The sequence below is a fragment of the Clostridium thermosuccinogenes genome, assembly GCF_002896855.1.
Classification (GTDB): Bacteria; Bacillota; Clostridia; order Acetivibrionales; family DSM-5807; genus Pseudoclostridium; species Pseudoclostridium thermosuccinogenes.
This window is the reverse complement of record NZ_CP021850.1, coordinates 2,769,776-2,790,961: the sequence shown is the minus strand read 5'-3', so window position 1 is coordinate 2,790,961 and position 21,186 is coordinate 2,769,776. Positions and strand designations below refer to the sequence as shown.

The window sequence follows — 21,186 nt, the reverse complement described above, 5'->3', positions numbered from 1 at the left end:
TATGCCAAGGAAATTGGTTTGCCATGAAATTTCACGACTTTTGTTTTTAAAATTTTCAGTTTAAGATGCTTTTCGATTTTACTTGACATATACATTAACAAAATATAACATTAAATTAATTAGTTGTAAACGATGATGAATACTTGTATAACTCATGAACTTAAAATTATTCTTTTAACACATTTAGGGGGTTGTTGTAATGGATAAAGAGAATCATGTTAAAGACCCGGAAAATCAGCGCATTATAGACCGCATGAAGGAAGAGATTGATTGCGCTTTGGGCAGCGACACCTGGAACAAGATAACAAGTGATAATTGCCCAAATGGCGACATGGATAATCAGCAATTAAGTGTTGCTATGTGGTCACTTTTAGAGAAATTTGATCAATTGGCAGACAGCAAAACGGCTAAACGCGTTTTCTCAGAGGTAAAGCACGCCTTGAAGCATAGCGATTTTGAGTGGACCAGAGAAATGTTTCTGCAGTATAATGATATTGATCGATTTGCTGAAGCAGTTTTGAACGATTCCATGGAGCACCTTCAGCGTTGTGTAGAATACAATGAGCTGTTTTATGATCAGCCGATCGATAAAGAAGCTCTTGAATATGCAAGAAGTATTGAAACCCTCTTTTATGGTAAGCGGTTTGGCAATAAAATCATTGCAACTGCAATACCATATAGGCTTATAGATTTTTTAAAAACTGAAGATATTCGAATGAAACGATATTATATGTGCCATTGCCAGTTTGCACGAGAATCTATTATTAGTGAAAAAACGGTTTCAAAAACAATGTGTTATTGCAGCTTGGGACATACTAAAGTATTTTGGGAGGCGGCTCTCGATACAAAGCTGGAGGGAGATGTGTTGCATTCAGCCTTGGGTGGGGATCTTCTCTGTCAGTTTGTTATCTATCTGCCGGACGAAATCATGGAGAAGTATGTGAAAGGGTAGGGGATAAAAATCGCCATTCCCTAATTCGAGAATGGCGATCTTCATAACAGTTATTATATGACACTGTCTACTTGACAAACAGTGCACCATAGACCGTATTATTCTTCATAACCGACTGAAGTGTCAATGCCTACAGTTTTGAGTTTACCATTCCAAGTAACGCCGAAATCCATGACTTTACCGATATCTCTCAGTTTGAAATAGTTATTTCCACCTATAGTGTAGGCTGTAAACTGAACCTCTTCACCATCAATATAAATCTTTGACTGGGTAGGTTTAGCTTCTTTGACTGATGGGTTCTGGGAAACTTCAAGCTCTTTGCCTACAGGAGTATAAGCCTGACCTTTTGTCAAATTGATGGATTTGGTCTCATTATCCCAGATTACTTCGAACTGTTTTTCCGTTCCGTTGAGAGCCATGGCAAGATCGCGCAGTTTGAAGTAATTGTTGCCTCCTATTTCATAAGCTTCAAAAGCTACTTCTTTACCGTTTACCACAATCTTTGAGGATGTAGGATTAGCTTTAACTACAGTTTCTTCTGCTGGAGTGGTAGATTCGCTCTTGTTTTCAAACATGAAATTCAAACCATAGAAAGAAATAAGATAATTATAGTCTTTATCATAAACTTCGAAATCAAAGGTGAAAATCGTATCTTTGCTGATATCTTTTAGATCCTTGCCGATAGCTAAATTGGGGCTATATACCAATCTGCCGTTGTCAAATTCTCCACTGAAATTTCCTACTTGTCCTTCATAATAAATTCCTGGAAAAGAGTCAACATAATAAGCATCTTCGTCAGTTGTTACAATTTCAAAAATCGGATAATTACCATTGCTATCTTTTTCTGGCGTTTCCATTACAACTACTGTGACATCAAAGCCATCAACATCAACAGTTTTTATTCCGATAAAGTTTGGAACGATAATTTTGTAACCGGAATCTTCACTGCCTAAGCTGAGTTCTTCTCCTTTAAGCCCTGCTGCAAATGCAGAGGTAACGAAAAGGCTTGAAATCATCAATGCCACTAAAAGAACCTTAAAAACTGATGCTAATTTTTTCATAACTACGCCTCCTGACGTGAATTTAATAAATACTTACATATTTTAGCATCTATTGGTAAAATAATCAACAAATTATGTCAAATACAAACGAAAATTGTCTGTATAAATAAAGTTGTATAAATGTTGTATAAACAAAGTAAGGCTTAAAATAGAATTGAGTGATTTATATGGGCGCATAGGATGATCCGGTTGCAGAGCACAGGAACTGGCAGGCATGAAAATCAAAAGATGTTATAGGCAAAAAGATAAATCTAAAATACATAATAGGCGAAAGATGTAGTAAACGAAAAGATGAAGTTATAGCATGTAAAAAGGACAAGGTATATGCCCCTTGTCCTTTTGATATTTTTTTCAAAACCAGCACTTAAAGTATTTACTTTTTATTTTGCTATTTCCCTTCCTTCGCCAAGGCCTGTGCTTTTATGAGCGGGTGGAAACACAGCACCTTGCGGGATTCACTGAGGAAGGTCATCTCCGGCCGCTTTTGCCTGCATTCATCTGTTGCATAAGGACAGCGAGGTGCAAACTTGCAATAGGAGATAGCATATTCCTTTTCCTCGGTATCAGGCATCACCAGCTCTTTATTCCACTTATCACCCACACGGGGTATAGCATTCATCAAAAGCTCCGTGTAAGGATGGGCGGGTTCATCCATTATCTCTTTAGCCGGGCCGTATTCGATCAGACATCCGCGGTAAAGGGTAGCGATGTAGTCGGATACGTAATAGGCCGTGGAAAGATCATGAGTGATATATATAAAGGATACATTGTATTTGTCCTTGATTTCCTTGAAAAGGTTGACAATGTTCATTTTCATGGAAGCATCAATGGCGGCCACAGGCTCGTCTGCTATGATCAGCTTCGGACGCGTAATTAGTGCCCGGGCAATTGAAATACGTTGAAGCTCGCCGCCGGAAAACTGGGCGGGATATTTGCCTTTAACCGTGGACAACGACATACCGACACTGCACAGTGTTTCGTCTATCAGTCTTTCCGCTTCCGAACGGCTCTTCGCTATGCCAAGCCGAAGCGCTGTGTTGAACAGATAAGAATCCACCCTCTTTCGTGCGGAGAAGGTTTCATAAGGATTCTGAAATATAGGCTGAACGTCCAGGCGGAAGCGCAGAGGATCGTAGCCCTTTTTGTCGGAATATGATTTGCCGCACAATGTGATATCGCCCTTGTCAGGCTTGTACAAGCGCAAAATCATCTTACACATCGTGGACTTTCCGCAGCCGGATTCACCTACGATGGACAAAATTACAGGCTTTCCGGAATCGATGTCCAGGGAGACATCGTCAACGGCTACAAGCTTCTTACCCCTAAGCATGCCGCCAATCCGGAAAATCTTACTTACATTTTTGATTTCCAATAACTTTTCAGACATCTCATACCACCTCCCTGTTCAGCTTATGGCAGGCCACAAAACGACCAGGCCGCACTTCTTGGAAAACAGGCACAGCCTGACGGCAGGTTTCTGTAGCATTAGGGCAGCGAGGTGCAAACCTGCAGCCTGGAGGTGGATTAGTCAGTGCGGGAGGTCTGCCTGGAATACCGACTTTTTGACTCTTATCGCCTACCCGGGGTAGGGCATTGATTAGCATCCTGGTATAAGGATGGAGCGGTTCGTTGAATATATCGTCGGTCTTACCCAGTTCTACAAGGCTGCCTGAATACATGATGCCCATGCGGTGGGTCACCTGGTAGTGAACGCCCATGTCATGGCTGACCAGCACCACTGTATTCTTTAATTGGCTTTGCAGGCGCATCAGCATCATCAGAATACCCCTCTGAACTACCACGTCCAGGGCTGTGGTAGGTTCATCTGCCAGCACCACATTAGGAGACATGAATGTAGCCAGGGCGATGATCACGCGCTGACGCATACCACCGGAAAGCTGGAAGGGGAAGGCCTCTAAAAGATCAGGGGAAAGGCTCAACTCTTCCAGATACCGTGCTACTCTTTTAAGCGTCTGCTCTTCAGTTTCATTCTTCCTGTCCTCTTTGGGAATGGAGTCCAGAAACTGGTGTTTTAGCCGCATGATGGGGTTTAATACGCTTTGGGCAGCCTGAGGCACATAAGTGATATTGTTCCACCAGGTATTGCGTATCTTGCCGGACTCATAGGAGAAGGGAGTTCCGTTCTTCTCACCGCTCAAAATAACCCGGCCTGAATCTATCTGCAAAGGAAACTCCACAATATCATAAAGCGCTTTTAGAAGCGTTGTTTTACCGCAGCCTGATTCCCCCGCGATGCCAAAGATCTCGTTATCGTATATTTCAAAATTCAAGTCATTGATGACACGTATGTTACCATCAATGGTCTTGTAGGAAGTGGACAGGTGTTCAATTTTTAGCATCCTTTACTTACCTCTCTTCATTGACAAATAATCGTTGTAGCCCGTGATCAAAAGGAACAGGCCGATAAACAGAAGAACTGTCGCCACAATGGGTGAGCCGATCCAGAACCATTGCCGGGCGAAGATAGCGTTACGTTCTCTTGCCCATTGTATCATGTTACCCAGAGAAATCATGTTTGCAGGTGACAGACCCAACACTGCGAGGCTGGATTCAGAAGCAATAGCCGCCAGTGTCGCATTCATGAAGTTGGATAGTGACCATGTCAGTGCGTAGGGAAGTATCTCTGTCACCACCACTTGAATTGTTCCTTCACCGGAAAACCATGCTGTATGGATAAAGTCACGCTCCTTAATGGTCAATGCCAGGGAACGTATCTGCCTGCTGGGCCAGGCCCATGCGAACATGCCCAACACCAAAGCCATCAGGAAGACGGTAGCGGAGCCTTTCATAAGAGAAGTCATCAATACCAGAATAGGCAGTGAGGGAATGACGACGAAAGTATCCGTAACCACTGTCAGCACGCGGTCCAGTACACCACCGGAGAAACCTGCCAACAATCCGACGAACACGCCCACCACAGTACCTATTAATGCGACGGTCAGTCCGATCAAAAGCGAATTGTGGATGGCTTCAATGAGCAACCAGAATATATCCTGTCCCATACTCGTTGTGCCCAGCCAGTGTTCCCAGGATGGGCTGAGTTTACTGGGATATGAGTTATAGGTGAAAGGGTTGACATGAGGAATATAGTACACGACGAACCCAAGGATGAAGAAAATGGTTGTGATAATAATGCCAGATCTCAAGCGGAAGTTTGCGTTCCTCCAAAACTTTTTCATGTGTTGTCCCCCTTTCCTTAGCTATACCTGATACGAGGATCGATGAACGGGTATATAAGATCCACGATCATCGTCGCTGTAGAGATGGCAACGATGGAGATGGTAATACATCCCAGAATCATATTGTAATCCGATTGCAGGATCGCCTTTTGAATCAGTGTACCAACACCGGGATAACCAAAGATGATCTCTGTCATAATCGAACCGCTGAATACCCCGCCAAGGCTCATAGCCAGAGCTGTAATCTGTGTAAGGATGGAATTGCGGAACACATAGCTTCTGCCGATCTTTCCCTCCGGAAGACCTCTGTAGCGGGCATACATAACGAAATCCTCCTCGGCAGTAGTACTGGAGAGGGACTTCATAGATATGATCCACCAACCTGTACCCACCAGCAGAAGTGAAATAGCAGGCAGGATTGATGCCCGGATAAGGGAACCGATGAATGTAAAGAAATCACCCATGGAGTTAATGGTAGATTGCAGCGGGAACCATCCCAGCAAAAATGCAAACACGATTTGAATTATCAGCGCAATGATGAAGTAGGGGATGGGATACATGCATATGGCAATACCCTCCAAGATTTTTGATGAGCGCTTGTTTTTTCTGAATCCTGCCTGCAGACCGATGACATTTCCGATGATCCAGGCGAGGATTGTTGTAGTCAGTGACAGGCTCAAAGTATAAGGCAAATAAGTGCTGATGATCTCTCCTACAGGGGTGGGATAGCTCATCAGGGAAGGTCCGAAGTCAAAACGCAGCAACCCTTTCCAGAGGAAAGTGAAGTATTGCTCTAAAAGAGATCCTTCCAAGCCGAACTGTATACGTAAAGCTTTGCGAAGCGATTCCAATTGAACCGGGTCCATCTGGCCGGAGCGGGACTGGATTTGTCCGATCATGTTTTCCACCGGATCAGATGGGAATGCCCGAGGGATAAAAAAGATGAAAGTGACGCCGATCCAAATGGTCAAGAGGCATGTTAAAATTCGAAGGGCGAAATATTTACGAAATTTCAATGGTTACACCCCTTTACTTTACTAGTAGATAATTGGTTTATATATTGCAACAAAAACAGCAGCCGAGCAGTAGATTACGTGGATAGGTATGTCCAGTGCTTAATTTTTCGGCTGTATAAATGCTGTATAAAAGAAGAAGGCACGCACTGCTATTTCAGACGACAGCACGTGCCTTGCTTCACTCAATCCTGCTTATGTTTTTATATCAGAAATTACTTGCCAACAGGGGAGATTTCGGTTGTAATGTACTTGAAGCAGCTCCACCACCACCACGGACCATTATAGGGGTTCTTGGCGTTGGGGTAGTTCTCCCAGTAAGTGCTGTTGGTCGGTACAAATTTGATACCGGAATGGAAGCCTATGAAAGGCAGATCCTTGATAGCAATCTTCATAAACTCCATAGCCAGTTCATATGATCTCTCGTCATTAGGAGACAGCTTAGCCATCTCATGGATAATCCTGGTAGCTTCAGCATTGTTCCAACGAGAACCCTGACCGGAGCCACGCTCACCCAGAGGAACTATCAGATCTGCATCCCAACCGCTGATCTGGGAGTAAATGTCCTTGGTAATTCCTCCAGTAGGCCAATAACCGGCGATTTCAAAATTACCGGTAGCACCATTTGTGTCCCAGGTAGCGCTACTTTCGCTGGACAGATTGCACTTGAGACCGAATTTGGTCAACTGGTCATAAGCAGCAATTACGCCACGGCCTGCCTGAGCTTCAGTGTTGGCCAGATAGGTCAAATTGATGGTGAAGGGTTTTCCTTTATAGTACCAACCATCGGACTTCTTTTCCAGTCCAGCCTTGATAAGGAGCTTCTCTGCTGCTTCAGGAGCGTATTTCCAGCAGCCGATACCGAACATATCAATCAGTTCGTCCTTGTCGGTAGGAATGTCATATCCTTTTTCTCTGAGCTTCTGAGCCATTCTCTCAGCATAGCCGGGGTCGAAAGGCTTGATGGTCGTACCGTCGCCCAGATCCAATTCAAAGCTTTCCAAGAAAGGAAGCAGAGGCTTGTAATACAGTTCCATCATCGCGCTGGTTGCGGTGAGGATCGGCAGTGGGCTGGCGCGACCGATGCCATTAAAGATACTCATGGAGATTTCATCAAAGTTCATAGCCAATGCGATAGCCCAGCGGAAATCAGGATTGTTGTAAGGCTCCTTGGCCATCTGGAAAGCAAGTCCCTTGGAACATGGGTCGTCACTGGTTGCGTATGGATAATCGTCATACCAGCAAGCGATCTTCTTATTGGCAGAAGTCATAGCTTCCAGCATCTCAGGTGTAACTTCACAGAGGATGTCAACTTCGTTGTTGATCATGCTCATCTGGCGAGTAGTATCGTCGCCAAGATACCTGAACCATATATACTTAGGCTTGGGCATTTTACCGGTAACAACGCCGACGGTACTGTTCTTCCAGTCTTCACGGCGCTCGTAGAGAATCCATTTGCCCAGCTCATCATAAGCCTTAACGGTGTATGGGCCAGCCACTACTGGTTTACTATCTTTAAATGTGGTTACATCATCAACCTTGGAGTATATGTGCTCAGGAACGATACGGAGGTCGTTACCCCAGATGGTAACTCCAAACCTAAGCGAAAGGCGGGGGAAGGAGTCCTTAGTTACGATTTTGACGGTATAGTCGTCCACCTTTTCAACTTTTTCGAACACGGAATTGTAGTAATCGTGCTGTCCAATACCTGGGTTGGACATGATCATGTTCATTGTGAACACTACATCATCTGCGTTTAGGTCTTCTCCATCAGACCATTTGATGCCTTTGCGGATTTTAACGATATGCTCGGTAAAATCCTCATTGGATTCAGGCATACCTTCAGCTACTTCACCAAACTGCTCACCTTTGACAGTGTCCATTTCCCACATCATAGCAGACATGAGCTGGTGAATACCAAAACCCATCTGAGTGCCTGGCATGTAGGAGTTGAACTGTCCTGGTGCGTCGGTAGGTGTCTGGGTCTCAACTATCAAGGTTTCCCGACGAGGAGTACCCACTTCTGTCATCGTGTCCTTGGATTTTGAGCAAGCACCCATGCCTATAGACGTGAGCAGAATCATGAGTACTAGGATAAGGGATAGGATTTTTTTTCTCATAGATTATACCTCCTTTTATTTCGACTAACACGGTATAGGATTATCTCCTAGCCGTGATTAATCCTTTGGATGCCATAGAAACAACAATCTGTCTCTGATTAGTAAGCCGAAATTTTCCTCATATACTCCAAATATAACCTATATATCATTAAAATCCATATAAAGTACGACAAAGCATCTGAAGGTACGATGAGATACAACGATAATTAGAAGAATGAGATATCATATATTACTGCAATTACATTGTTATGTATGTACCTCAATATTTATATCACTTATTTATGTTGATGTCAAGTTGTTTTACGCGACTTAAGCTAGTATACTGATAAAAAATTATATTGTTATATTATTTATACAATGCACTGAATTAACTCATTATGCTGGCTTTTCCCAAGTATAATTTTCGAGCAAATAATATAATAACTATAACAGTTTATAAATTTATTCCATATTAAGGTAGTAGATGACGTTTGACCAAGAACAAATTAAAATATTTTGTTAATTACTTGGCTCATTTATACCATTTTGCGAAAATTAAATCCTTTAAAATAAAGGCAATTGTCGATGAAGTCAGAATGTTTTGTACCGTAATTAAATTATATGCCTTTTTTGATAAAAGATAAAAAGGATATCCTAAAAGTAAAAAGGGTTTTAGCAACATTCTAAGACATATAAAAGATAGTGATGTATCATAAAAGCCGCTTATTCAGCGGCTTTTATGGGTTAAGGGGATGGTATGATATTGCAGCTGTACCAGCAAAAACTGGCCTCTCAAAGTTAAAATGGCCTCTGCATCAAGCTGAGAGTACTATTTATACCGCATGCAGCAAGATATGTAAATTTAACCGCTACCCTTCTCCATGTTTTTCGTTCAATGCATTCTTCTGCTTCTTTGCATTTTCTATCATACTATTGACAATTTCACTCAAAGAGTCTCTATCGATAAAGGGAGCAAGTCCAGCCAGTATATCTCCGTCAAGATTACCTACAGACACACTTCTTACAACCTTCCGAAGGTTTTCCTGACCGAGAAATGGTGCAAGAGTTAAAAGGGTTTCTGCACGAATACTACCATCAATGGCTCGGTCAACAAGCCTTCCGAGGGCTTCTCTGCTTAAAAATGGTGCGAATCCGCTGAGCAAATCCTCACAAAGTCTGTCGTTTGGGATATTTTCTACTAAATAGTCAAGCTTATTTCTATCGATAAATGGAGCAATTGCTAATAAAGCCTCACCATTCAGGGTTCCATCGATGACCCGGTCAGCAAGCTTATCTAGTGTATCTTTGCTGACAAAAGGAGCGAATCCGGCTAGTAGCTCACCATTTATATTCCCAGCCATAATCTGTTCCACTATCCTGTCAAGGCTTTCTTTGCTGAGGAAGGGAGCAATACCCAACAGGTGTTCCGCATCCAACGATTTGTCTATAACATGGTCGACAAGCTTGTTGAGTGCATCGCTGCTTAAGAAGGGTGCAAGCGCGGAAAGATGCTCAATACTTATTCCGTCCAGCCCTTGTGCTACTTCATCTACAATACTCGGCTTTAGCGCAGGGGCAACATCTATGACGGACTGCAAGTCGACATCCCCGTTATTTATCATTTCTGCCACCTTTCCCGGTTCGTTTTGAACCAGCTGTGTTATATCTGTATCCTTCTCACAGGCTTTGTTAACAGGAGGTTCTCCGGCATTAAGAATATCGTCGATGCTTTTGTTGAATATCTCACCAAGCTTGGGTAACGTACCGATATCAGGCATGGATTCACCTCTTTCCCATTTGGACACTGCCTGATGACTGACATTAAGCATTTCTGACAGCTCCACCTGCGTCATATCTTTTTGCTTGCGGAGAGCTGATATATAAGCTCCTATTTTTCTTAAATCCAACATTATTCTTCACTCCTTGCAAATCTGTATGGATGTGCACACCATCACTTCAAAGATAACATCTGGGCGGTACCAGGTCAATCAAGCAATAGTTGCATTGAACTTGATGTATATGGACAGGCCTTGCAACTTCCGGTAGAAAACATCCTATGGCTGTCAAAACACAGCTGATGAGGGAATAAGCTTGCTGCTTTTTTATCTTTTTCTCGCATCAGATGGGAAGGGGAGCGGCATCACATTAGACCATCCCAATGAATATAATAAGTTTATAATTAGTTCATTGGGAGGGAGAATATGGGTTTCTATGTAAAGGCGAAAAATGTAAATATATATGTTGAAGATTTAAATCCGGAATGTAAAAAAACCATTCTTTTTCTACATGGTTGGCCAGCCAATCTTAATCTTTTTGAATACCAATTTGATAAGCTGCCCCAATTAGGTTACCGGTGCATCGGAATAGACACGAGGGGTTTTGGCAAATCGGATAAGCCGTTTTATGGATATGATTACAATACCTTATCCGATGATGTGAGAGCTGTGGTAGAGGCTTTGGGCTTGCGTGACTTTACTTTGGCCGGACATTCCACCGGTGGTGCGATAGCAGTAAGATACATGGGCCGCCATAAAGGATATGGTGTAAGCAAGCTGGTACTTATTGCCGCTGCCGCTCCAAGCTTGATAAAACGTCCTAATTTCCCGTATGGTATTGATGAAAAGACGGTATTGCAGATGATTGAAGATACATATAATGATCGTCCTCAGATGCTTAGGAATTTCGGAGACAGGTTTTTCTTCCAGCATACATCCCAGGCGTTTTCCGATTGGTTCTTCCAGTTGGGTTTGCAGGCAGCCGGATGGGCGACAGCAGCAATTGCCAGGACTTGGATTAACGAAGTGCTGTTTGCTGATATGGGAGCCATTAATGTACCTACATTGATTATTCATGGAATTCATGATAAAGTGGTTCCTTTCCAACTGGCAGAAGTGCAGCACAGGATGATCAGAAATTCTATGTTGGTACCGTTTAAATATTCCGGTCATGGGTCTTTTTATGATGAGAAGGATGAATTCAATGGCTTATTGGTAAGGTTTACAGAAAGGTAGTTTAAGTTGACGGTTTGATGTTCGATGATGATGTTCCCGCTGGCAACATGAATGATATAGAGTACCAGTATCCAGGAAGCAACATTTATATGTGGATTTGCAACGGAAACGCGGTCTATATACCCTAGCTTTAAAGGAATGAAAATGGTATAAATTAATAATTACATAAACGCCAAGTTTGTATCAGGCTATCTTTTTTACTACACTTCTGATGAAGCAAGCCTTTCGGAAATTACTTGCCGCATAAAACCACAATAAAATAGAGTTGAAGGAAATTGAAAAAACATATGATAGCAGGCAAAAAGTAAAAATGCAGGGGATGAGGAGCGTAAGAAAGCCTGTAAATTAGGCTTGACAAATGCGAGCGTGCTATGTAATAATATCCCAAAAGAAAGCGGTGACATCATTAAGCAATGTTGGATTACATAGCTAACAGTGTACAAATGTTGGTAAATGGGCAAAAAAGCCGAAAAGCTGTGCTGTGCTTCATTGGAGCACATGGGCGCCCGATATGTGGAATGATACCCCGCTAAGTCACATGTAAAGCTTTCTTGCGGGGGTTTTGCTTCTTGTTATGTGACATGTCTTGTATAATCACAAGTATTCCTTTACGCCAAGGGGTGGCCTTTTTACATGAGGTGTCGGGATGTGTAGCATTGAACAGTATTATAATCATGATTATGATGAATGGGCAAGGCTTTTAAGGCACAGAATAGAATTTGAAATTACAAAGAGAGCGCTTAGCAAATTTATACCCGAAAAAGCCAGTGTCCTGGATGTAGGCGGCGGGCCCGGAAGGTACAGCATTTACCTTGCAGAAAGGGGTCATGAGGTTACACTTTTTGACCTGTGCGAAAAAATGGTGGAGCAGGCTACTGAAAATGCCAAAAGTGCAGGTGTTGTTTTAAAAGACTGCATTCAAGGAAATGTTCTTTCATTGTGCGATATATTACCGGGAAGAGAATTTGACGCCATACTTTGCATGGGTCCTATGTATCATTTGCTGAAAGAGGACGAGAGAAGGGAAGCAATAAATCAATGTATGGGTTTGCTTAAAAAGGATGGCATACTTATAGTATCTTTCATATCGGCCTATGCTCCCATTATTGATTGCTTGAAAGCTTATCCGCAGGACATAGGAAAGTTGAAAGATAGTCTTCTAAGGTATTTGGAAGATGGCAGGCATGATTCAAGGGTGGCGCAAGGATTTACTGACGCTTATTTCTTCAATCCTGCAGATATAAGAGGGTTTATGTCCCAATTCAAGCTGGAAACCTTGAGAATCATGGCAGTTGAAAGCCTTGGGGTACTGGTGGAGGAAAAGCTGATGCAGCTGCCGGAAGAAGACTTCCAGAGTTGGCTGGATGTTTTTGAAGCTGTAGCTTCAAATCCTGAAGTATGGGGAAGCTGTGAGCATTTGCTTTATATCGGAAGGAAAGTGGATTGATAAATGGGAGATATGAATTTTAATGATGCAGTGAATGAATACACAAAGGAAGAATTGGAAGAAGCACTCCGAGCCATAAATTCAACGATCATGAAGTGTGAGAAAGTACTTCCTAAGCTGAAACAAGGTACTTCCCAGCACACTTTGCTCATACGCAGAATTAAAGCATTCCATATTGCAACGTCATTGATAAAAAAGGCATTGGGAGATAAATGATTTCCAATGCCTGCTTTGCTTATTGCCACAGGCAAAAATAAATTTGGTTGGCAACCAATTGGGAGAGGATAAGAATGGTAATTGTTTATGAATCTAAAACTGGTTTTACCAAAAGGTATGCCGAAATGCTGGCTGCGAAGACGGGACTTAAGGTTTTCCGGGTAAAAGAAATCTCAAAGATTAGCCCGGATGAAGAAATCATTTTTCTTGGCTGGATGAAGGTCGGGAAGATACAGGACCTTGATAAATTGCGAAAATTTAATGTCAAGGCTGTTTGCGGATCGGGCACCGGGCGAACCGCTGAACCTGATACCGAAACTGTCATCGCCAGAAACAAGATTGAAGGCATGCCGTTTTTTTATCTGAGAGGAGGATGTCTGCCTCTGAAAGAGATAAAGGGTATGGATAGGATCATGCTGTCCTTGTTTGTAAAGATGCTTAAAAGCCGCAAGGACAAGGATGAAAGAACGGAAGAAGCAATTGCTATCATAGAAAACGGTTTTGATGGCGTGAAAGAGGAAAATCTTGCGGATGTGCTCGAATGGATAAACGCCAAAAGAGCGGAGGGTTGTGTATGAAAAATGTTGTTATAACCGGCAGCACACGCGGTATTGGTTTTGCTATGGCAAAGGAGTTTTTGCGGGCCGGATGCAACGTTACTCTTTCCGGCAGAGGTGAAGCTCTGCCGGAAGCAGCTCGTGATGAGCTTTCACCTTTTGAGGGCAAGTATATTTATGTCCGATGCAATGTGCAGGAAAAGGCAAGCCTGCAAAACCTCTGGGATGTTTCTTTGAAGCAGTGGGGCAAAATAGATATATGGATCAATAATGCAGGACAAAACGTGCCGCACATGTTTTCGTGGGAAACGGGAGAAACTTACACTGAAAACGTTATTAAGACAAATATAACCGGCATGATATACGGCTCACAGATTGCCGCGGCGGAAATGATCAAGCAGGGATATGGCGCGATATACAGCATGGAGGGTTTGGGCTCCAATGACATGATACAGCCTAAAACAATACTCTATGGCACCACCAAGCGCGCATTAAGATACTTTATGAAGGGTCTCGCCCGAGAGCTGAAGGGTACCGGAGTGATAGCGGGACGATTATCTCCCGGTATGATGCTTACCGATTTCATCACAAAAACACCGGATGGAGATCCATCGGAAGTCATATCGGACGAAAAGTTCAGAAGGCTGTTCAACATATTGGCGGACAGACCTGAAACGGTTGCAAAATTTTTCATACCTAGAATACTCAAGAACACCAAAAACGATGCCTTGATCTCCTGGCTGACAAACAGGAAGGCGGCATGGCGTTTTATTACTGCAGGCTTTCGCAGGGGAAGGCTGATTTAGCCTTAAGTCTGGGGAGTCATAGCATGAGCGAATGCTTTTGCTGGTTTCACCGGATTATGTACCAAGATTACTTTTGCTGGTTTCACCGGATTATGTATCAAGATTACTTTTACTGGTTTCATCGGGCTATGTACTAAGGATTACTTTTGCTGGTTTCATCAGATTATGTACCAAGGATTACAAGGAGGCTCATTATGAAACACGAAGAAAAGGTGTTATCACCAGAGCAGCGGGAAGACCTGCTCAAAATAATAAAAGCACGCTTTGAGAAAAATATGGGTCGCCATAAAGATATTGAATGGCTTGATGTGCAAACAAGGCTGGAAGCCAATCCCGAAAAGCTGTGGTCGCTTTATGAGATGGAGAAGACCGGGGGTGAGCCGGATGTCATTGACCGGGATGAAAAGACGGGTGAGTATATTTTTTGTGATTGCTCAGCAGAAAGCCCCAAAGGCCGCAGAAGTGTTTGCTACGATGGTGAGGCGCTGGAGTCAAGAAAAGAGCATAAGCCGGAAAACAGCGCATTGGGCATGGCTGAAGCCATGGGCATTGAGATTCTGACGGAAGAGCAATACCGAAAGCTGCAGAAGCTTGGAGAATTTGATACAAAAACATCCAGTTGGGTCAAAACCCCTGACAATATCAGAAAACTCGGCGGCGCTATCTTTTGTGACCGTCGCTATGACACTGTTTTTGTGTATCATAATGGAGCAGAATCCTACTATGCCTCCAGGGGATTCCGTGGCATGTTAAGGGTTTAAATTTTCTGTACGTTACTACTGAGTTTAATGGCAATTCCATGTTATCTTCATTTCACCATTCAGGTTCAGAATCCACAGGATACTTAGCCTATACCTTTGTATGCTCTTTGACAGGCAACTGACATCCGATGTTTGCCGGATGCTGGTAATGCCTGTTTTTTACTTTATCCCGGTCAATTGAAAAGGTAATTTCCACTTTGCAAAAGTAAATTCCATGGATGCTGTTATCATTGAGAAAAATAGTAATTCAGCGGGTTTTGGATTAGTTTATTTAGGCAAATTTTTAATGCTTTTCAGTCAATAATAGGTTAAAATATGAAGTAGAGGAACAAAGCCAGCCCTTTTTTGGGTATATCAAACTAGAGGTGTGAAGATTAACTAACTTTTTGCAAGAGTAATTTCCACCCTGTTTGTAAATGCTTATAGAGTTGTGGCTGGTGGTGCCTCTGGTTATTTAATATTTATTTCTTAAGAAGGGATGAATGCAGGGTGACATTATCTGTCGGGATGAGTTCTACATTCATCCTTCTTAATATTTCTTCCCCGTAGAGCAATCCAAAAGCCCAATAAGGGGTTTTATCCCCGAGATTCAGTCGACTGTACGAGTTGATATGGTTCATCATAAGAGTTATGTCCCGCTGAGTAAACTCATCAAGAGAAGTACCCTTTGGGATAATGCGTCTAATCAAAGCATGGTTGTTTTCTGCTGCGCCTTTCTGGTAAGGAGCCAGCGGATTACAGTAGAATACACAGGTTCTGCGTTGCCCATGTGAATCGAATTCAATAGCGGACGGATTCGAGAACTCACTGCCGTTGTCACAAAGTAATACCGGGAACAATTTGCGGAAGGTATCCGGGCCTAGTTCCAGGTAAAGCTGATCAAAGATATCAATGACAGATTGGGAGGTATTAGCATCTCTAATGAATGCGAGCATGAGCTGTGGGACAGTAAAATGCAGTGTCAGCAGGACTTTGCCGCCTATTCTTCCTATTACCGTGTCCATTTCCACTACGGGAAGGTCCGGATGCTCTTGCATAAATTTAAGAAAGTCTTGATAAGTTCGGCCTATTCGGCATTTTTTATCCACTTTGAACTGGTCTTTTCCCTTTTTACGTCTGCCCATACGTACAACTCTTGGCATATCGATATTTTTTGCTGTAAAGATACCCTTGTCCACATAGTTGTAGAGTGTGCGTTCATCGAGCATGATTTCATCAGCATGGTTAATGCATATATGGTGGAGTGACTGGCCTTTAATTAGCAGCGGGCTAATAATGGAATCCAATCTTATCGCTTCTTCTTCAGTGATTTGTAAACCCTGACGGCACTCAGAGCGTACTGTCTCGTATTCTCTTTGTGCATGTGTTGCAGAATAAATCCTCTTCTCTAATGTACAAGACTGTTTGTCTTCACAACCATTACAAACATAGGGCGGCTTCGAAAGCTTGGGACAAATTTCCTGTTGATACTCATGACATAGTGATGAACACATGCGAGACTTGCAAGCGCGACAATAACGGCTACAACGCAAACTGCCGCAAAGATGCTTAACAGGGCAACCAATACGATGTTTACAATCATTGAACACTCTTCCATAACAGCCGGTTTTCCTAAATTGGATATGGTTCTTCACTTCCTTGGATATCGTGGTTGGGTCCTTTCCAAGCTCGCGTGCTATGCTTTTGAATGATTTCCTGCTGATTAACCTTTGTTCAATTATATTTCTTTCTTCCTGACTCAAATGTTTAAAGCCACGCATATATGTACCCCCTTCAGAGGCACCACCATATATATCATAGCTTTTTGAGAGACAATATTCCAGCTTTCACAAGAAAATAGGAACAGTGTGATCTTTGCAAAAGTAACTTCCACCTTTCTCATTTCTAGCGATTTGCAAAACTAAATTCCACTGTCTATGAATTTGGGGTGGAAATAACTTTTTCAATTAAACTTTACTTTATCCCATCCAATGTTTTCAAATATTGACTTGACATATTTTGCTTATGGATATATAATGAAAAAGTCTAAATGATAATGAATATCATTATCAAACAAACTGTAACTCAAAAAATGATTTACATAGCAATCAGGAGGCAAATTATGAAATTGAAAAAAATAGGTACTGTAATTCTCACTTGTGCTTTATTATTGACAGGATGCTCAAGCTCAACCGAAAAAGTTCAAGATAAACCGGAGACGGGAGGGAACACTACCGGCACTTATCCTATAGTAGTTAAGCATGCTTATGGGGAAACCGTCATAGAAAAAGAACCAAAAAATATTGCTACGATTTCCTGGGGAAATCACGACGTACCTTTGGCATTAGGAATAGTTCCGGTGGGTGTATCCAAAGCTAATTACGGCCAGACGGACGAAAACGGCCTGCTGCCATGGACGGGAGAAAAATTCAAGGAGTTGGGAGTAGAAAAGCCAAATGTTTTTGATGATATCGATGGCTTGGACTATGAGGCTATTAGCAATTCCAATCCGGACATAATTTTAGCCGCGTACTCGGGAATTACCCAAGAAGAGTATGATTTGCTGAGCAAAATCGCTCCCGTGGTGGCATATCCCCAATTCGCATGGCAGACATACTGGAGAGACCAAATAAGAATGAATGCTACTGCCATGGGTAAAAGGGATGAAGGAGAAAAGTTGATTTCGGACCTGGAAAAGCTGATAGAGGAAAAAACCAATGAGAAGCCTAACATTAAAGGGAAAAAGGCTGTATTTTGCTATTTCAACCCGGCGGATCTGGGTAAATTCTACATATATCTTCCTACAGACCCTCGGGCTGCATATCTGACAGATTTAGGCATGGAGCTGCCTGAAAGCGTTAAGAAGTTGGCGGAAACCTCAGACAGCTTTGCTCTTGAAATCAGCTCGGAAAATATTGATAAACTGGCAGACGTAGATATAATCATAACCTACGGCACTGATGCATTATTGGAGCAGCTTCAGAAGGACAACCTGCTTGGAACAGTTCCGGCAGTAAAAAATGGCACTGTTGCGATTTTAGAAGACGGGTCGGCATTAGCAGCTTCCAGCACACCGAGTGCGTTGTCCATTCCGGCAACGATTGATGAATACTTAAGTATAATAGGAAAGGCAGCAGATAAAGTCAAATGAAATTTACAAAAATAGTGGGAATATACCTGGTCAGTTTTATATTTTTAGCCTTATGTGTGCTTGCATCATTGGCATGGGGATCAAAAAGCATAGAATTCAGCAAAGTAGTTAATTCTCTGCTGGATAGCAATGATACGTCTTTTGCTGCCTTGGTGGTGCGGGAACGTATTCCGAGGACGATTTTCAGCATTATGGCAGGGGCTTCTCTTGGAATATCAGGAGCCCTCATGCAATCGATAACCAGAAATCCGATTGCTGATCCCAGCATCTTGGGAGTTAATACAGGAGCATCCTTGTTTGTGGTAATAGGAATAGCCTTTTTTAACATAAATTCTGCAAATCAGTATATCTGGTTTGCATTAGCCGGAGCAGGAATAACGTCCGTCCTTGTCTACATCATAGCATCCATTGGAAACGGAGGTATGACTCCAATTAAGCTCGCTTTGTCAGGGGCTGCCACCAGTGCCGTTTTATCATCTTTAGTGAGTGCAATTATGCTTCCCAGAAGCGAGGTAATGGATGCATACAGGTTTTGGCAGGTTGGCAGCGTGAGCGGTGCGACCTGGGAAAGCATTGCTCTAATATTGCCGTTTATAATAATCGGGTTGATAATAAGCATAGCTGCCACACCGGCGTTAAATGTACTCGCATTGGGAGATGAGGTGGCTACCGGCCTGGGTGTAAATACAGGAGTTATAAGACTTGTTTGTGCAGTTGCAGGAGTTATGCTGACCGGTGCAACTACTGCAATTGCCGGGCCTATTGGATTTATCGGATTGATGATTCCCCACAGCATACGCCTTGTTTTTGGTTCAAATTTGAAGGGGATAGTTCCATTGTCCGCTATTGGAGGTGCCGCACTTCTTATCCTTTCAGATGTTTTGGGAAGAGTAATCGGAAGTCCCGGTGAAGTTCAGGTTGGAATTATTACCGCATTTTTAGGTGCGCCAATCCTTATAATCGTTGCCAGAAAAGCGAAGGTGAAGGCTATATGATGCAAAGTACAACTACGCTAATCAGACAAGGATATATCAGAAGAAAAATTCGCTTAATCAGCGTTAATATTGTTCTGCTCGCTTTAACAGTATGCCTATGCGGCATGATGCTCGTATACGGCAAGACCAATTACCAGTTAAGCACAGTTATAAGGGTTATTAGAGGAGAGCAAATACAGGGGGCCACTTTTGCCATTGCAACCCTGCGCCTGCCGAGAATGCTTTGCGGATTGCTGGCTGGGTTGGCTTTCGGCATGGCAGGAAGCACGTTTCAAACCATGCTGAGGAATCCTCTGGCCAGTCCAGATATTATAGGTATAAGTTCAGGTTCCAGCGCGGCAGCAGTTTTTTGCATATTAGTGCTTCATATGAGTGGGAGCGGTGTTTCAATAGCGGCGGTAGCCTCCGGGATTGCAGTATCAATCCTTATATACGCGCTATCCAAAGGTTCGAAATTTTCGGGCAGCAGATTGATACTTATAGGAATCGGAGTTCAGGCAATGATAAATTCGCTTATATCGTATTTGCTGTCCAAGGCTTCACAACATGATGTTCCGGCCGCGCTCAGGTGGCTGAGCGGCAGCCTGAACGGCATGCGCATTGAGGATGTGCCCGTTTTAGGCATTGTTGTTGTCGTTTTTGGAATCACTATCTTGTTGCTGACAAAACAGCTTAAAATATTGGAGTTGGGAGATGAGTTTGCCACCACCCTTGGCATTAACATAAATGTAATACGGATTATGCTGATTCTCAGTTCGGTATTCTTGATTGCCTTTGCGACTGCGGTTACAGGCCCTATAGCCTTTGTTGCATTTCTGTCCGGGCCTATAGCATCCAGACTTGTTGGACCGGGGGCATCAAACGCTCTTTCATCCGGCTTGGTCGGAGCATTGCTGGTCCTTGGAGCAGACATGACCGGTCAGTTTGCTTTTGGCACAAGATTTCCGGTAGGTGTAGTTACAGGAATTTTAGGAGCGCCATATATGCTGTTTTTACTGGTACTAATAAATAGGAGGGGGAAGGCCTGATGGTTAGAAAACCACATTTGTATGAAGGAAAAGAATTGGTGGCAGGATATGACAAAAGGATTATAGTTGATGGAATCGATATAGCTATTCCGAGCAATAAAATAAGTGTTATTATTGGTGCTAATGCCTGTGGTAAATCAACTTTGTTGAAAACCCTTGCCAGGCTTATAAAGCCTGTCTCGGGAAAAGTTGTAATTGACGGTAAAAAGATTACTTCAATGCCTTCCAAGCAGCTGGCACAGGTTTTGGGGCTGCTTCCCCAATCACCGGTGGTTCCGGAAGGTATAACTGTTTGGGATCTGGTCTCCAGAGGGAGATATCCATACCAGTCATTTTTAAAAAGCATGGATAAATCAGATGTCAAGGCTGTGGAAGAAGCCCTTGAATTAATGGGAATATCGGAGCTTGCAAATCGTGTTGTGGATGAACTCTCCGGCGGGCAGCGGCAAAGGGTATGGATAGCAATGGCCTTGGCTCAGCAAACGGACATACTTCTTCTGGATGAGCCGACAACTTATCTTGATATTGCTTATCAAGTGGAGATTTTGGATTTACTGACGGATCTGAATCGCAGGAGAGGGACAACTGTTGTGATGGTGCTTCATGATATAAATTTGTCCGCCAGGTACGCAGACTATATATTTGCTCTTCGTAAAGGGAAATTGATTGCCCAGGGTACGCCATCTGAGGTTATAACACCCGATTTAATTGCCAAGGTGTTTGATTTGGATTGCATAGTTATAAAAGATCCGGTATCCTCTTCGCCCTTTGTGGTGCCAAGAGGAAGACACCATGTGAATTTGCAGAAGGTGGTATGATCTTGGCAGAAAGGACAATGGTGATATATCGATTATCAAACAGTCCCTAAGTCCTGATATGAGAACAGGGCGAAATATTTGCTGTATTATGA

The 21,186-nt window shown here is 42.9% G+C and carries 19 protein-coding genes; 11 read left to right on the top strand and 8 right to left on the bottom strand.

Annotation, left to right across the window (positions count from 1 at the left end):
- The first annotated feature begins 199 nt into the window (after positions 1 to 199).
- The gene (locus CDO33_RS12130) at positions 200 to 952 is read left to right on the top strand and encodes a hypothetical protein (RefSeq protein WP_103082760.1); all 753 of its coding nucleotides are present in this window, start codon (positions 200 to 202) and stop codon (positions 950 to 952) included.
- 98 nt (positions 953 to 1,050) lie between these two features.
- Here the strand turns inward: CDO33_RS12130 and CDO33_RS12125 are convergent, their stop codons facing one another.
- The 7 genes from CDO33_RS12125 to CDO33_RS12095 all read right to left on the bottom strand — a co-directional run bounded on the left by CDO33_RS12125 (position 1,051) and on the right by CDO33_RS12095 (position 10,235).
- Positions 1,051 to 2,013 carry a stalk domain-containing protein gene (locus tag CDO33_RS12125; protein ID WP_103082761.1) on the bottom strand — a complete coding sequence of 321 codons (963 nt, stop codon included), beginning with the start codon at positions 2,011 to 2,013 and terminating at the stop codon, positions 1,051 to 1,053.
- 388 nt (positions 2,014 to 2,401) lie between these two features.
- Positions 2,402 to 3,400: an ABC transporter ATP-binding protein gene (locus CDO33_RS12120; protein ID WP_103082762.1), complete on the bottom strand. Its 999-nt coding sequence runs from the start codon at positions 3,398 to 3,400 to the stop codon at positions 2,402 to 2,404.
- 1 nt (position 3,401) lies between these two features.
- Positions 3,402 to 4,373 (bottom strand): ABC transporter ATP-binding protein, encoded by a 972-nt coding sequence (locus CDO33_RS12115; protein WP_103082763.1) that lies wholly within the window; start codon positions 4,371 to 4,373, stop codon positions 3,402 to 3,404.
- 3 nt (positions 4,374 to 4,376) lie between these two features.
- Positions 4,377 to 5,213, bottom strand: a complete 837-nt coding sequence (locus CDO33_RS12110; protein WP_103082764.1) for an ABC transporter permease — start codon at positions 5,211 to 5,213, stop codon at positions 4,377 to 4,379.
- Between the two features lie 17 nt (positions 5,214 to 5,230).
- Entirely contained in the window at positions 5,231 to 6,112 is an 882-nt protein-coding gene (locus CDO33_RS12105; RefSeq protein WP_242973314.1) for an ABC transporter permease, read from the bottom strand.
- A 329-nt stretch (positions 6,113 to 6,441) separates the two neighbouring features.
- Complete coding sequence (locus tag CDO33_RS12100; protein ID WP_103082766.1) at positions 6,442 to 8,346, bottom strand: ABC transporter substrate-binding protein; 1,905 nt, start codon at positions 8,344 to 8,346, stop codon at positions 6,442 to 6,444.
- A gap of 848 nt (positions 8,347 to 9,194) precedes the next feature.
- Positions 9,195 to 10,235: a helix-turn-helix domain-containing protein gene (locus tag CDO33_RS12095; RefSeq protein WP_103102787.1), complete on the bottom strand. Its 1,041-nt coding sequence runs from the start codon at positions 10,233 to 10,235 to the stop codon at positions 9,195 to 9,197.
- 291 nt (positions 10,236 to 10,526) lie between these two features.
- Between CDO33_RS12095 and CDO33_RS12090 the strand changes: the two genes are divergently transcribed.
- From CDO33_RS12090 to CDO33_RS12065, 6 genes are all read left to right on the top strand, one after another.
- Positions 10,527 to 11,336: an alpha/beta fold hydrolase gene (locus CDO33_RS12090; RefSeq protein WP_103082768.1), complete on the top strand. Its 810-nt coding sequence runs from the start codon at positions 10,527 to 10,529 to the stop codon at positions 11,334 to 11,336.
- Positions 11,337 to 11,982: 646 nt separating this feature from the next.
- Complete coding sequence (locus CDO33_RS12085) at positions 11,983 to 12,783, top strand: class I SAM-dependent methyltransferase (protein ID WP_103082769.1); 801 nt, start codon at positions 11,983 to 11,985, stop codon at positions 12,781 to 12,783.
- 3 nt (positions 12,784 to 12,786) lie between these two features.
- Complete coding sequence (locus tag CDO33_RS12080; RefSeq protein WP_242973315.1) at positions 12,787 to 12,999, top strand: hypothetical protein; 213 nt, start codon at positions 12,787 to 12,789, stop codon at positions 12,997 to 12,999.
- A 74-nt stretch (positions 13,000 to 13,073) separates the two neighbouring features.
- The gene (locus CDO33_RS12075; protein WP_103082770.1) at positions 13,074 to 13,577 is read left to right on the top strand and encodes a flavodoxin domain-containing protein; all 504 of its coding nucleotides are present in this window, start codon (positions 13,074 to 13,076) and stop codon (positions 13,575 to 13,577) included.
- Complete coding sequence (locus CDO33_RS12070; protein WP_103082771.1) at positions 13,574 to 14,362, top strand: SDR family NAD(P)-dependent oxidoreductase; 789 nt, start codon at positions 13,574 to 13,576, stop codon at positions 14,360 to 14,362. The genes CDO33_RS12075 and CDO33_RS12070 overlap by 4 nt, the downstream gene beginning before the upstream one ends.
- 194 nt (positions 14,363 to 14,556) lie before the next feature.
- Positions 14,557 to 15,123: a DUF4256 domain-containing protein gene (locus tag CDO33_RS12065; protein ID WP_103082772.1), complete on the top strand. Its 567-nt coding sequence runs from the start codon at positions 14,557 to 14,559 to the stop codon at positions 15,121 to 15,123.
- A gap of 461 nt (positions 15,124 to 15,584) precedes the next feature.
- Here the strand turns inward: CDO33_RS12065 and CDO33_RS12060 are convergent, their stop codons facing one another.
- Positions 15,585 to 16,883 (bottom strand): IS30 family transposase, encoded by a 1,299-nt coding sequence (locus CDO33_RS12060; RefSeq protein ID WP_103083328.1) that lies wholly within the window; start codon positions 16,881 to 16,883, stop codon positions 15,585 to 15,587.
- A 341-nt stretch (positions 16,884 to 17,224) separates the two neighbouring features.
- Between CDO33_RS12060 and CDO33_RS12055 the strand changes: the two genes are divergently transcribed.
- From CDO33_RS12055 to CDO33_RS12040, 4 genes are read left to right on the top strand one after another with little or no spacing between them, the layout of a single operon-like run.
- Positions 17,225 to 18,253, top strand: a complete 1,029-nt coding sequence (locus tag CDO33_RS12055; RefSeq protein ID WP_103081821.1) for an iron-siderophore ABC transporter substrate-binding protein — start codon at positions 17,225 to 17,227, stop codon at positions 18,251 to 18,253.
- The gene (locus CDO33_RS12050) at positions 18,250 to 19,248 is read left to right on the top strand and encodes a FecCD family ABC transporter permease (protein ID WP_103081820.1); all 999 of its coding nucleotides are present in this window, start codon (positions 18,250 to 18,252) and stop codon (positions 19,246 to 19,248) included. Before CDO33_RS12055 ends, CDO33_RS12050 begins: the two co-directional genes overlap by 4 nt.
- Complete coding sequence (locus tag CDO33_RS12045) at positions 19,245 to 20,276, top strand: FecCD family ABC transporter permease (protein WP_103081819.1); 1,032 nt, start codon at positions 19,245 to 19,247, stop codon at positions 20,274 to 20,276. The genes CDO33_RS12050 and CDO33_RS12045 overlap by 4 nt, the downstream gene beginning before the upstream one ends.
- A complete protein-coding gene (locus tag CDO33_RS12040) occupies positions 20,276 to 21,094 on the top strand; it encodes an ABC transporter ATP-binding protein (protein WP_103081818.1) in 819 nt (272 codons plus the stop codon). The genes CDO33_RS12045 and CDO33_RS12040 overlap by 1 nt, the downstream gene beginning before the upstream one ends.
- Positions 21,095 to 21,186: the final 92 nt, after the last annotated feature.